Source organism: Paracandidimonas lactea (genome assembly GCF_021653995.1).
GTDB lineage: Bacteria > Pseudomonadota > Gammaproteobacteria > Burkholderiales > Burkholderiaceae_B > Allopusillimonas > Allopusillimonas lactea.
Genome location: NZ_JAJJOZ010000006.1, coordinates 243,767 through 256,940, shown reverse-complemented (window position 1 = coordinate 256,940; position 13,174 = coordinate 243,767). Strand labels below are relative to the sequence as shown.

The 13,174-nt window shown below is 59.4% G+C and carries 13 protein-coding genes and 2 pseudogenes; 11 read left to right on the top strand and 4 right to left on the bottom strand.

The features are described 5' to 3' along the window. The first annotated feature begins 2 nt into the window (after positions 1-2). The gene (locus LOL23_RS12845; RefSeq protein WP_160980800.1) at positions 3-767 is read left to right on the top strand and encodes a sulfite exporter TauE/SafE family protein; all 765 of its coding nucleotides are present in this window, start codon (positions 3-5) and stop codon (positions 765-767) included. Positions 768-858: 91 nt separating this feature from the next. Here the strand turns inward: LOL23_RS12845 and LOL23_RS12840 are convergent, their stop codons facing one another. Next, positions 859-1,917 carry an AraC family transcriptional regulator gene (locus tag LOL23_RS12840; protein ID WP_160980802.1) on the bottom strand — a complete coding sequence of 353 codons (1,059 nt, stop codon included), beginning with the start codon at positions 1,915-1,917 and terminating at the stop codon, positions 859-861. A gap of 87 nt (positions 1,918-2,004) precedes the next feature. Between LOL23_RS12840 and LOL23_RS19170 the strand changes: the two are divergent. From LOL23_RS19170 to LOL23_RS12795, 9 genes and pseudogenes are all read left to right on the top strand, one after another. Then, a pseudogene (locus tag LOL23_RS19170) lies at positions 2,005-2,460 on the top strand (MFS transporter); the annotation flags it as partial. Positions 2,461-2,787: 327 nt separating this feature from the next. Then, positions 2,788-3,555 carry an SDR family NAD(P)-dependent oxidoreductase gene (locus LOL23_RS12830; RefSeq protein WP_237173709.1) on the top strand — a complete coding sequence of 256 codons (768 nt, stop codon included), beginning with the start codon at positions 2,788-2,790 and terminating at the stop codon, positions 3,553-3,555. 107 nt (positions 3,556-3,662) lie between these two features. Next, positions 3,663-4,124, top strand: a complete 462-nt coding sequence (locus LOL23_RS12825) for a methyltransferase family protein (RefSeq protein WP_160980806.1) — start codon at positions 3,663-3,665, stop codon at positions 4,122-4,124. A 116-nt stretch (positions 4,125-4,240) separates the two neighbouring features. Continuing rightward, positions 4,241-4,588 (top strand): carboxymuconolactone decarboxylase family protein, encoded by a 348-nt coding sequence (locus LOL23_RS12820; RefSeq protein WP_160980808.1) that lies wholly within the window; start codon positions 4,241-4,243, stop codon positions 4,586-4,588. Positions 4,589-4,732: 144 nt separating this feature from the next. After that, positions 4,733-5,296: a peroxiredoxin gene (locus tag LOL23_RS12815; RefSeq protein ID WP_237173708.1), complete on the top strand. Its 564-nt coding sequence runs from the start codon at positions 4,733-4,735 to the stop codon at positions 5,294-5,296. 112 nt (positions 5,297-5,408) lie between these two features. Continuing rightward, a complete protein-coding gene (locus tag LOL23_RS12810; RefSeq protein ID WP_160980812.1) occupies positions 5,409-6,218 on the top strand; it encodes a CoA transferase subunit A in 810 nt (269 codons plus the stop codon). Between the two features lie 163 nt (positions 6,219-6,381). Next, a pseudogene (locus tag LOL23_RS12805) lies at positions 6,382-6,996 on the top strand (CoA-transferase); the annotation flags it as partial. 111 nt (positions 6,997-7,107) lie between these two features. Beyond that, positions 7,108-8,724 (top strand): ABC transporter substrate-binding protein, encoded by a 1,617-nt coding sequence (locus tag LOL23_RS12800; RefSeq protein WP_237173707.1) that lies wholly within the window; start codon positions 7,108-7,110, stop codon positions 8,722-8,724. 110 nt (positions 8,725-8,834) lie between these two features. Beyond that, on the top strand, positions 8,835-9,695 hold the full coding sequence (locus LOL23_RS12795) for a polysaccharide deacetylase family protein (protein WP_160980818.1): 861 nt from the start codon (positions 8,835-8,837) through the stop codon (positions 9,693-9,695). Here LOL23_RS12795 and LOL23_RS12790 read toward each other — a convergent pair. Both LOL23_RS12790 and LOL23_RS12785 read right to left on the bottom strand, forming a co-directional pair. After that, complete coding sequence (locus LOL23_RS12790; RefSeq protein ID WP_237173706.1) at positions 9,687-10,457, bottom strand: SDR family NAD(P)-dependent oxidoreductase; 771 nt, start codon at positions 10,455-10,457, stop codon at positions 9,687-9,689. The two genes, LOL23_RS12795 and LOL23_RS12790, sit on opposite strands and share 9 nt — an antisense overlap. Further along, positions 10,454-11,215: an SDR family NAD(P)-dependent oxidoreductase gene (locus LOL23_RS12785; protein WP_237173705.1), complete on the bottom strand. Its 762-nt coding sequence runs from the start codon at positions 11,213-11,215 to the stop codon at positions 10,454-10,456. The genes LOL23_RS12790 and LOL23_RS12785 overlap by 4 nt, the downstream gene beginning before the upstream one ends. A gap of 249 nt (positions 11,216-11,464) precedes the next feature. On the opposite strand from LOL23_RS12785, the gene LOL23_RS12780 reads away from it, so the two are divergent. Further along, a complete protein-coding gene (locus tag LOL23_RS12780; RefSeq protein WP_160980824.1) occupies positions 11,465-12,238 on the top strand; it encodes an IclR family transcriptional regulator in 774 nt (257 codons plus the stop codon). Between the two features lie 129 nt (positions 12,239-12,367). On the opposite strand, the gene LOL23_RS12775 is transcribed toward LOL23_RS12780, so the two are convergent. Then, positions 12,368-13,171 carry a YggS family pyridoxal phosphate-dependent enzyme gene (locus tag LOL23_RS12775; RefSeq protein ID WP_237173704.1) on the bottom strand — a complete coding sequence of 268 codons (804 nt, stop codon included), beginning with the start codon at positions 13,169-13,171 and terminating at the stop codon, positions 12,368-12,370. Positions 13,172-13,174: the final 3 nt, after the last annotated feature.

The following is a 13,174-nucleotide window of genomic DNA, read 5'->3' as shown; positions in this document are numbered from 1 at the left end:
CTATGGCCCCCGGTCTATCCGCCCTACTGCCATTTGCCCTGGTAGTCATCGCCGCGGTCTACTTCCACACCGTAACGGGCTTCGGCCTGGCGATGATCATCATGGGCCTGGCCAGCGGCGCGGGCATCCTCTCGGTGGCCACGCTCGCCAGCGTGGTCAGCATCGTCACATTGATGAACAGCGGGTTTGCCCTGCGAGGCAATCTTCATCATGTGCCGTGGCGGGCCACCGGCATGATGACTCTGGCTGTGTTGCCGGCGAGCGTATTGGGGGTCGTGCTTTTGGATTACCTCAGCAGCGAAGCCGCCGATGTGATCCAGGTATTGCTGGGCCTGGTCATTGTCTACGGCGGCCTGAACTTCGCCTGGCGGCCACGCCCGGTCCCCGAGGTATCCGGCCTGCTATCGTTTTCCTGGTACGGTTTCCTGGGCGGGGTGATCGGCGGCATGTTCGGGATTCCGGGGCCGCCGCTTATTTTCCAACTGTACCGCCAGCCTATGACACTGGCGCAGATTCGCACGGCGCTGATTTTCCTGAATGCTGTAATAGCCGGATCGCGCAGCTTGTTTGTGGCCATACAGGGCCAGCTGTACGCGCAGGAGATCATTCTCAGCGCCGTCTGCCTGCCCTTGGTGGCCGTGGCCACGGTGGCCGGAAAGCGCTATCCGCCGCCGTTCTCGTCCGAGGCAATGAGGCGAATCGCGTTTGTGCTGCTGATTGCGATGGGGCTGGGGTTAATGGCACCCGTGATCGGGCGGTGGCTGTAGGGCATCAGCGGAATCAAACAAGCCAATAATAGGCTGCGGCAAAGTGGCGCCGGGAAATCACGGCACGATACAGCCGTCGGGTGTGCACGCTTTACTTGTATGCCTTGCGCACTTTGTTTCCGGCAGCCTGAAGCTGCTTGCCGGTTTTGGTCACCGCCTTTTCGATCTCCCTGCCTGCGCGCACCGCACCTGGCGACTGCCCGGTTACCCGCTTGAATGCCCGACTGAAGGCGGCCTGGGACCCATAACCCAGACGCTCGGCCACTAGCTCAATGGATAACCGGTCACGGACCATCCACTGCATTGCCATACGCATGCGAAGCTCGGTGACGTAGCGCAACGGCGTAATACCGGTGACTGCCTGGAATCGCTCGGCGAATACAGACCGGGAGCTGCCCATCTGCGCAGCCATATTTTCGACAGTCCAGTCGCGACCGGGATCCCGATGCACCGCCGCTATCACCCTGGCCAGACGCGGATCGCGCAGGGCCCCGATCCAGCCGCCCGCATCGCCGCACCCGCTTTCCACCCACCCGCGCACGATGGATGCCGAGACCACTTCCGCCAGGTGCGTGAGGATTCCGGCGAAACCTGCCCGCGCGGTTCGGGTCTCGCGCTCCATGGCTTCGAGAATCGGCAGTATTTCGGGGTTGCGCTCGAGCAGCGTACTCGCGTGCAGAACCGCTGGCATCAGGCTGACCAGGGAATTCATGGAGCCCAGTTCAAATGCCATGGCACCGCTGAATACAACCACGCGATCTTCCTGGCGCATGTCCGGGCAACATACCACGATGTCCTTGACTGCTTCACAGATGACGCTGCCCGGCAGTTGCGCGATCAGCCGGCATTCAACATCGAGCTGGGACACCAGGGCGTGCGTGCCCCCACGGGGCAGCAGAACGGCATCTCCTGGCCCCAGGTGGTAAAGCGCCTTGTCAGGCCCGTATAGGTAGACGCTGCCTTGTGCAATGAAATGGAATTGAGCCTTTGCAGGATCTTCGCCGTAACTAACCCCGAACGGCGGCGTGATCTGCAGGCGCTGGTAATCCAGGCCCCGCAGGCGCATGCCGGCCAGCAGCTCGCTGACGACGTCGCTGGCGGCGCCATTGGTTTGTGCTGCTTCTGAAATGGCAGACGAATGATCAAACATTTCGTACTTAACGTCATAGATTGTCCGTTCATGCGAGTTTAACCTGATGCCTGACTTCGATCACTAGAACCTTATCCAGGACGCAATATGATCTCTACACCCACAGATAATGCCCACGCGCCACCTGACAGCAAGCCGCTTTGGGGCGCCGTCATATCCATGATGCTGGGCGTGTTCGCCCTCGTCACCGCCGAATTCCTGCCCGTCAGCCTGCTCACGCCCATGGCGGCCGACCTGCATATTTCCGAGAGCCTTGCCGGGCAGGCAGTCTCCACCACCGCAGTGCTGGGGTTTACCGCCAGCTTGCTGGTGCCGGGCATCACGAGCCGCCTGGATCGGCGCCGTGTCTTGCTGAGCTTCTCAGTCCTTCTCATCATCGCGAATCTATTGGTCGCGTTCGCCCCCAATTTTTCATTCCTGCTGGCTGGCCGTGTGTTGCTTGGCATCGGGCTCGGCGGATTCTGGGCGATGTCAACGGCCATCGTCATGCGGCTTGTGCTTGCTGCACACTTGGCGCGTGCCCTGTCGATCACCTTTGGGGGCTGGCCTTCGGAACCGTACCGGGCACGTAGTCTCAATGGGTTGCGCAGACTGTTCCCGATGAAGCAGAAAGTGCGGGCGGGCTTCTGGTTGCAGCCATCAATGCCTCCATTGCATCGGGCGCAGCGGCTGGCGGGCTGATCTTGAGCCTGGGCGATACCAGCGATGTCTTTGCTTTTGGTGCATGCGTGTTGCTCGGCGCCGTCATGTTGATAGGCCTGCGCGTCAAGCCGGCGCCATCCCTTACTTCACACGAGGCAGACACCTCATCACTGGGCACCGCTGCGTGCCCGGTGGCGCGCTAACCACTCACAACGAAACGGAGAAACCATGAACACCATGAAGAACAAGGTCGCGTTGGTCACGGGCGGGGCCCGAGGCATCGGTGCAGCGATTGTCCGCGAGCTCGCCCTGAACGGAGCAAGCGTTGCGTTCACGTATCACAACTCCGCAGATGCTGCGGAACAGCTGGTACGGCAACTGAAGAATGAACTGACGAACCTGGGCACTGCGCCGGAATCCGTGGACATCTGGCCCGTGCGCGTTGATTCACGAAACGGCGAACACGTGCAGCAGGTAATCTCTGACGTAAAAGCGCGTTGGGGCAAGTTCGATATCCTGGTCAACAACGCAGGTGTCTTCGAGGCCAAACCGATTGAAACCTTCTCTCTCGGCGAATACGACGAGCAGATGGCCATCAATACGAAGGCGGTGTTCGCGGCCATGCAACGCGCAGCGCAGACGATGGAGAACGGCGGCCGCATCATCAGCATCGGCAGCAACCTCGCCGAGCGCGTACCCGACCCCGGCCTCAGCGTGTATGCCATGAGCAAAGCAGCCGTGTGGGGGCTGACGAAGGCCGTCGCACGTGAACTGGGGCCGCGCGGCATTACTGTGAACATTATCCAGCCCGGCTCGACTGACACCGACATGAATCCTGCCGACGGCCCGCACGCCGCGCCACAGCGCCTGCTGCGGGCTATTCCGGACTTCAACCGCCCCGACGAAGTTGCGTCGCTGGCGCTGTATCTGTGCAGCGATGCTGCTCGCGCCATCACGGGGGCAAGTCTGCTCGTCGATGGCGGCGCGAATATCTAGACGTGCTCCGGAGGCATCTTGATCAAAAGACGCTGGCGGACACGGATTCCGGGTACGATTGAAGCCACCGTTCCGGTCGACGCCGGAAGTATTTGCAGGAGGCAGATATGAAGTCCCTCGAATTGGCCATCCCTCCGCCATTCATCATGTTGGCGACGGCGCTGGCGATGTGGCTGCTTTCTGTTCTCCTGCCCCGCTTCGCGTTCGCCGCGCTGCACAACACGTGGGCAGCGATCGTGTTTGCCGCAGCAGGCATTCTCTTTGGCGTGGCGGGCATTCTGGCGTTCAAGCGCGCGCACACCACGCCCGACCCTAGAACACCCGGGGCGGCAACGGCGCTGGTGACATCCGGCGTCTATCGCGTGACGCGCAACCCTATGTATCTTGGAAGCCTGCTGCTGTTGATCGGATGGGGCTTTTACCTGGGCAATGTGTGGTCGCTGATTTTTGCGTTCGCGTTTCCCGTATATATCCAGCGCTACCAGATCCGGCCGGAAGAGCGCGCCCTGATGGAAAAGTTCGGCGCCGACTATGCGGCTTACAAAACGAAGGTACGCGCGTGGCTATGACCAGCGTTTTGCAGTTGGCGCCAGGCAAGTAGCCACGAAGGTAACGCAGGCGTTGGCCGAGAATTGGCGTGGCAGATCTATGATGGTCGAAACCCTACGCTTCAAGGAGCCCCATTATGGATAAAGCCATGTATCCCGATATCACCGCAGACTTGGCCCGCAAACGCGCGGAGCTCGCGCCAGAGCCGCTGGCTGCTTTCAAGGCGTTCAGCAAGGCAGTGTTTGCACCGGGTGCACTGGACGCGCGAACCAAGCAGTTGATCGCGGTGGCCGTCGCGCACGTCACGCAGTGCCCTTATTGCATCAAGGGCCACACAGAAGGCGCGGTGCGGGCCGGCGCGAGCGAGGCGCAAATCATGGAAGCCATATGGGTAGCCGCCGAGATGCGTGCAGGGGCCGCCTATGCGCATTCGACGCTGGCGCTACAGACACTAAACCATATTCATCCGCGCACAGAAACCTAGCAAACAACGTATCGCGTCTATTGATCTCCCAACTTTCGCATGCGAAAGAATAGAGCCATCTCTGAACGTATCGATGCTTGCAGCCCGGGCCAAATCTATCTACGCTAGATGGATGGATGTTCCTCGTGCACCCGGAGATTGTTGATGAGACGCTCGCTCATAGGGCTTTCCGCGGCCTTCGCCGCCGCCGCGGTCATTTCGGCCGTATGGACGCCAGCAGCGCATGCGGCGCTGGCCGTCGGCGCACCCGCTCCCCACTTTGCCCTCCAGATCGCCCTGGCGGGAGAGACATTCGACTTCTCGATGAAGCAAGCCCTGCAAAAGGGCCCTGTCGTGCTTTATTTTTACCCTGCTGCTTTTACTAAAGGCTGCACGATCGAAGCACACACGTTCGCCGAAGCCATTGACGATTACAAAGCCCTAGGGGCAACGGTAATCGGCATATCAGCAGACGATATCGACACACTGAAAGCATTCTCTCTCGGCCCATGCGGCAGCAAATTCGCCGTTGGCGCCGACACGAGCGGCAAGGTGATCCGCGCCTACGACGCAGCGTTGGGAACGCGCCCCGGCCGCGCCACGCGAATGTCGTACGTCATTTCACCTACTGGCGAAGTCATCTATGAATATACGGCGATGGAGCCCGATTATCACGTAAAAAATACGCTGGAGGCCCTGCGCACCTGGCACGAGCGCCAGCCTCGCTAAAGTTTGACAAACACCGACGGACAGTATCAGTAGCGTCCGTGTGTTGGTATAGGTTCGAACCGCAGCGTCACTGAATGCGGCACGGCAGTATTCAAACGAAGGGGAAAGGGGAATGCCGACTGACCTGAACACGATGGCGCGCTACGTCAAGTCAGGCATGCGCCTGGCGCTGCCCGTTGATTACGGTGGGGTTTCGATGGCAATGAACCGGCCATTGATAGCGCACGGCGCAGGCAATCTGAATCTTGTTTGCGTACCGACGGGCGGCATGCAGGTCGACCTGCTGGTCGGTGCCGGGCTGGTGAGCTCAGTCGAGACCAGTGCCGTCACCCTGGGAGAAGCAGGCGGGGCACCGCGCTTCAACCAGGCGGTCAAAGACGGAACGATCAAGGTTCGTGACGCAACCTGCCCAGCCGTGCATGCGGCTTTTCTGGCGGCGCAAAGGGGGCTTCCGTTCATGCCCATGCGCGGCCTGATCGGCACCGACATCCTCAAGTATCGCGACGACTGGCGTGTGATTCAAAACCCCTTTTCCCAAGACCAGGACGATATCGTTCTGGTGCCCGCCATCAAGCCCGATATTGCTATTTTCCATGCGCCAAAAGCAGACCGATACGGCAACGTCTGGATTGGCAGACGACGTGAACTCGCGCTGATGGCCTATGCGTCTTCCCAGACGCTCGTGACCGTCGAGAAGATTGTCGACGAGAACCTGCTCGAGTCCGAACTCAATGCCGCAGGCACGCTGCCTGCGCTGTATATCAACGCCATTGCAGTGGCGCCAAAGGGTGCGTGGCCTTATGGGCTATGGGGCGAGTACGCGACAGACACTGCGGAGATCCTGCGATACGCAAAGGCGGCCAAAACCGCGGAAGGGTTTGCCGAGTACATAAAGTCTCGCCAGTTGGAGGCTGCTGAATGAACGCAACACTTGATCGAGAGCTGCTGATCTATACGATTTCCAGGCTGCTTCAGGGTGTGCGTCATGTGGCAGTCGGCGCCTCTTCCCCAATGCCTGCGGCGGGTGCCATGCTCCTGCGCGCACTCGAAGAGAAAAGAGGCGCCCCACCAGTACGCATTTCCATCCTGGGCTCCGTCAAGCACAACTTTTTACCAACGGCGGCATGGAGCTCTTCGATTGCGCTGCCCAGGGCCGTATCGATGCCTTCTTCCTGGGAGGCGGCCAGATCGATGGGCAGGGCAACATCAATCTCGTCGGAACAGGCGATTATCCGCGTTCAAGCGTGCGGTGGCCTGGATCCTTTGGCTCCGCCTATCTCTATTTCGTGGTTCCTCGCGTCATCCTTTTTCGCGAAGAACACACACCAAGGGTGCTCGTTGACCAGGTCGACTTCATCAGTGCGCCAGGCATCAGCGACAGCGCCACATACAGAACCGGAGGCCCCGTCGCGTTATTGACCAGCAAATGCTTGTTCCGATTCGACAAAGACAAGCCAGGCTTCGTGCTGGAAAGCCTGCACCCCGGCCATGACCTGAGCAGCATAAAGCAGGCGACGGGGTTCGCGTTCTCGCATGCCGACACTCCCGCCCAAACGCCGCTTCCGGATCCCGATACCTTGGAACTACTGCGCACACGAGTCATGGAGGAACTCTCGGAAACCTACCCCGAGTTTGCCAACAAGCTGCGACAAGACCGTCTGGAGATGGTGGGTGACAACGTGCCTTCAAGATTTTCTTGACTTTCGATGATCGTTCTCGCATAGTGATTTTTGGCGATATATAGGTATTGCATAGCAATACCTAGGCAACTAAAACATCGTGCATGACGCACATAACAAGCGAGACAAACCATGAAGTACTTTTCAGATCTCTCGATCAATCGACGCCGGTTTTTGAATGCGACGGGTGCGTCCGCCGTGCTGGCCCTGAGCGGTCTGCCGATGCGCGACGCTTATGCGCAAGCCCAGACGGGTACGTTGGTTATCGGCCACACAACGGTGCGCCACCTCAACCCGGCGATTCAATCCGGGCAGGCAACGGGGGTGCCGGGGGTTCAATTGTTCGCCGGCCTGCTGCAAATGGACGACAAGTTTCAGCCTCATCCCTATCTTGCGAAGTCGTGGACGGTGTCGGACGACGGCTTGGTATATTCGTTCAAACTGGTGGAAGGCGCGGTATTTCATGATGGCAAGCCGATCACGTCTGAAGATGTAGCTTTCTCGCTGGACATCGTAAAAGCCAATCATCCGTTTGGCAGTTCTATGTTCAAGGCCGTGGGTAAGGTTGAAACGCCCGACGCCCATACGGTGATCTTGCGCCTGGACTATCCACAGCCTGCGCTGCCGGCGGCATTGTCGCCTTTGCTGCTGCCCATTTTGCCCAAGCACGTTTACTCAACAGCGCCGATACAGGGCCACCCGGCCAATACCGCAGCGGTTGGGTCGGGGCCGTTCAAGCTGGTGGAGTTCAAGGCCGGCCAACACATCATCATGGAAAGGAATCCTCGGTTTTTCCGTGAAAACCGCCCGTATCTCGACCGGCTGATTTTCCGCATCAACAAGGATTCGATCAATAGCCTGATCAGTATGGAGCGCGGGGAGATCAATTACCTGCCGTTTGCCGGCGTGCGCGTGCGCGATCTTGGGCGCCTTGAGAGCAATCCGAAAATCCGCGTCACGAGTGACGGCTACGAAGCACTGGGCGCGACCAACTACCTGGAAATCAATCATCGCAAGACGCCGCTCAACGACGTGCGAGTGCGGCAGGCCATTGCTCACGCCATGGACAAGGACTTTATCGCCAACAAGCTCCTGGCCGGCAAAGCGAAACGCATGGACGGCCCGCTGACCAAGTCCAATGTCTTTTACAGTAAAGACGATCTGACGATTTACGCGTATGACATTGAAAAGGCCAACGCACTGCTGGATGCGGCAGGCCTTGCACGAAAGGCCGATGGTTCCCGGGTGTCGCTGACGCTCGAATGGCTGCCCGACGTCAACGTCAACAGCCAGGAACCGGTGGCTCAATACCTGAAAGCACAGTTGCGTAAAGTAGGCATCAATATCGAATTGCGCGCCAACCCCGACTTCCCCACCTGGAGCACACGCGTCAGCAATTGGGAATACGACCTGACGATGAACGGCATGTGGAATTACCCGGATCCAGTCATCGGGGTGAATCGCGCCTATCTAAGCACAAACCAAAAGAAAGGCGTCATCTATTCCAACACAGAGGGTTACAGCAACCCCCGTGTTGATGAGATCCTGGCCGCCGCCGGGCGCGAGCAGGATTTCAACAAGCGCAAGGAACTGTATGGCGAGTTCCAGAAGATCGTAACGAACGAGCTTCCGCTGATCTGGACGAACGAAGAACCCTTGTTCACCATCTATGACGCCAATCTGGTGAATGTGCCATCCACGGTCTGGGGGCCGCTTGGGCCCTGGGACGAAATGCGCTGGAAGGCCTGATGTTCGCGCTGGCTGCGCGCCTCAGCGCGGCCAGCCGCCTATCGTTCACACCGCTAAGTCTTTATCACTTCCTCTCACTTCACTCCACCCTTTCGCCTGGAGTATTTGCAATGTCTTCCATACATTGGCCGGGCGGTGCACAGTGCGCCGTCCAGTTCACTTTTGATTTCGACGCGGAAACCAACTGGATATCACGCGACCCCGAGAACATGAAGCGGCCCGGCACGCTTTCGCAAGGCACTTACGGCGCCAAAGTGGGTGTGCTCAAAGTGCTGGAGTTGCTGCGAGAAGAAGGCCTGCGCGGCACATTCTTCGTGCCTGGCTGGGTGGCCGAGCACCGCACTGAGCGCGTCGAACAGATCCTGGCGAACGGCCACGAAGTGGGCCATCATGGCTACCTGCATAAATGGGTGGATCCCGACAAACCCGAAGAGGAGCTTGAAGAGCTCGTCAAGGGGCTCGAGTCGCTGCAGCGCCATGTGGGCGTCCGCCCCTTGGGCTACCGGTCGCCGGCCGGCGAGACCTCACCCAACATCATCAAGCTGCTCACCGATTATGGATTCCTCTACGACAGCTCATTGATGGATGATATCAATCCCTATGATCACGTCTTGCCTGACGGGCGCATCGGCCCCGTCGAATTGCCTTGGCACTGGAGTCTGGACGACGCGCCTTTCATGCTGTCGTCCATCAAGGCGCACCGGCCTATTTTCACCAACAGCCACATTCTGGAAATCTGGTGTGCCGAGTTCCGCGAAATCTATAAATGGGGCGGCTTATTCACGCTGGTGATGCATCCACAGGCCATCGGTCGTCCATCACGGATTGAACTACTGCGGCAATTCATCGCGTATACGCGAACATTCCCGGGTGTTTGGTATGCGACGGGCCAAGAGCTTGCCCATGCCTGGCGCTCTCAACGAGACGACAGCAGCGTCGCCGCGCAAAAGATCTCGCCCTTTTTATCTTGATTTGATCGACGGCTCAGCGGCGGCTATAGCGGGACGCGTACGGCAATCCAACCAGCCTCCGTCCACCGGGATGATTTGCCCGACCACATAACTGGCATCCGGGGAGCAGAGAAAGGCGATGACCGAGGCGACCTCCTCCGGTGCGCCGACTCGCCCCAAGGGCGTGGCCTCTACCATCGCCGCCCAGTATGACGCATCGCTATCCAGGCGCGCTTCGGTCATTGCTGTCCGAATCACACCGGGCGCAATACCGTTGACACGGATCCCTTCAGGCGCCAGGTCGGCCGCCAACTGGCGTGTCAATTGGGAGATGGCGCCTTTGGAAGCAGCGTAAGGCGCCGAGCCGGGGTAGCCTGTTTCGCCGTAAACCGATGTAACGTTGACAATGCTGGCGCCGGGCTTGCGCAACAACGGCAGTACGTCGCGCGTAAGCCGCATAACGGCTCGCAGGTTGACATCGAGAACGCGGTCGATAAAGGCATCGTCACTCAGCGCCAGCGTGCGGGCGCCACCTATGCCCGCGTTATTGATCAGCGCATCGACATTATCAAAAAGCTCGGCGGCCTTGCCGGCAATGCGGGCCGGTGCGTCGACCGCGGAAAGATCAATCTTGAGGCTTTCGACCGGAAGCTGGCCCAATGCGGCGACGTTGACATCGACCGCGAGAATGCGGGCACCCTCGCTGAGGAAACGTTTTACCGCCGCCAAGCCGATGCCGCTATTCGCCCCCGTAATGATGACATTGCATTGATCAAATCTCATGCCAGCACGCCCCCATCCACCGGCAGCATGACGCCGGTCATGTATGACGCACTTGAACTGGCCAGAAACAATACGGCTTCGGCAACCTCGTGCGCCTCGCCAAAGCGCCCCATGGGGTAGCGTGCCAAATACGCCGCCTTGCGGGCTTCAACCGCCGCCGCATCGCCCGCCGCGTCGAATGTCGCTTGCAGCATGGGCGTATTGATTGAGCCGGGACAGACGCAATTGACCCGTATGCCGTCGGCCGCGTGTGCAAGTGCAAGGCTGCGCGTCATCGTGGTAATCGCGCCTTTGCTGGCCGAGTATGGCCCCAGTGCACGACTGCCCACCAACCCTGCCGTTGAGCCCATTGTCACGATGCAGCCTGATCTGATACGCAGGTAAGGCAGTGCCTGCTGGACGGCCAGATACGTGCCGCGTACGTTAATGGCAAATAGACGATCCCAATCGGCTGGTGCGCAGTGCTCAATATCGGCGGAAGTGCCAATGGTGCCGGCGGCAGTAACGAGCACATCCAAGCCGTCGGAAAGTTGCAGCGCTTGCCAGGCTGTGGCCACTGAACCCGGATCGGATACATCGCAGATACTGATGCGCGATGCGGAACCCGCCAACTCCGCCGTTTCGGCAAGCCCTTGGGGGTTGATATCCATCAGGACGACTTGCGCGGCCCCTTCTCGACACAGGCTTATCGCGATATCCCGCCCCAAGCCCGACGCTGCGCCGGTCACGACGGCCACCCGATCCTCAAATCGTCGCATAGACTATCTCCAAGGCTGTTGTGCCTATTCTTCAATAATAAAAACGCTGCCCAGCGCCCCGCACAGCGATGATTTATGTTGCCTGGCCAAGCACGTGCGCCGCCAACAACCGGCTCAATGGAAGCGACTTGTTGACAAGTGCTCAAGGAAAGCCGTTGATGAAAAACGCCTTTGAGTATTGCTATTTAATACTTACTTATCGAAAGATTAATATACTCTCGCATTATGTAGCTGAACACAAGGACACACATGCACTCTTCTACCGGTGACGATAAAAACAAACTGTTTGTCCGTTCTCTGGCCAAGGGATTCGCGCTGCTTGAAGCGTTCTCCACTAAACCGGGGCCCTTAAGCCTCAATGAACTGGCCACGTATTCCTCATTGGACCGCAGCGCGGCGCAGCGCGTTGCGCACACACTCGTCGCGCTGGGATACCTTGAGCGCGGCGCGAACGGCCGCGGCTATCTGCCTGGCAGCAAATGCCTGGATCGCACATTCGACTTTCTGCGCAGCCATCCGTTGATCGAGCGTGCGACGCCTATCTTGACGGCCTTGCAGGAAGAGTGCGGAGAGCGGGTGGACCTGAGCCTTTTCGATGATTTGTCGATTATTTACGCGTTGCGCAGGCAAACCAAACGGCAGTCCTACTATTCAACCTTGGTCGGGCGCCGTATGCCCACGTTCATCACCTCCGGCGGGCGATCGATTCTGGCCAGCCTTAGTCCTGCGGATGCGGATGACATCATCCGCCGCTCCTCACTAGTACGGCTCACACCTAAATCCATTACCGATCCCGATCAGCTGCGCGAAAAAATTGCCGAAGCGCGAACGCGCAGCTATGCATTAGCTGTGGAAGAAAGCCTCTTGGGCGAAATCGCGCTGGGCAGTGCGATCCTCGATCATGACGGCCGGCCGGTGGGCGCCGTGCATATCGCAGGATCCTGCTCCGAATGGGAACCCGAAGGCTTTGCGCGAAAGTTCGCACCGCTGGCAATCGGCGCCGCCAGAGCGCTGTGTGGTTAATACGGCGACGCAAGCAGCGAGCAAAAATATCCTTGGCGCTCCAGCTCAGCCTCGGCTTTCTTGCTGAACACCCCTTCCGTTACCGGCGATAGCTGCCGGTCGAAGCCTGCCAAAACACGCCGACACTTGTCAGACGCCAGGATGGTCTGCCGGCCAATAGTAGGCGTCTGGCAGAGCACGGGCGCCGAAGATAGCCTGTCCCACGCGCACGACAGTCGCGCCCTCCTCGATGGCAATCTCATAATCCCCCGACATCCCCATGGACAGCTCGGCCAGGTCGATGCCAACCGGCGCGCTCTGCCGCAGCGTGTCGCGCAGCTCGCGCAACAGGATGAAGCATTGCCGCACACGCTCGGCTTGCGCGGAAAACAGCGCCAGCGTCATCAACCCACGCACGCGCAATGCAGAATAGGCTGGCAGTTGCCGGATAAGGGCGCCCACATCTTCGGGCGCCAGGCCGTATTTGCTGGCCTCGCCGGATGTGTTGACCTGAACGAATACATCGAGGGACCGCCCTTCGGACTGCAGGCGTCGATCCAGTGCCTCCGCCACACGCAGGCTGTCCAGCGCCTGAAACTCACTGGCAAAGCGCGCCACCAACTTGGCTTTGTTGGTTTGCAGGTGGCCGATCACCGACCAGCGCAGATCTGCCAAGTCCTGCATGGTTTCCCATTTCCCAAAGGCTTCCTGCACTTTGTTTTCGCCCAGGACACGACAGCCCGCCGCGTAAGCAAGGCGCAGGCTGGCTTGGGGTTTAGTCTTGCTGACAGGCAGCAGCCGCACGCTGGCTGGGTCGCGATCGACGCGCTGGCACGCGGCGGCAATGCGCGCGTTCACGGCGGCGATATTGCGCCGAAAATCTTCAACGGTAAGCGCTTGCGGATAAAGGCCGTGGCGATCGTGGTGAACAGGGGTGTAGCTTGGTGCGGACATGAT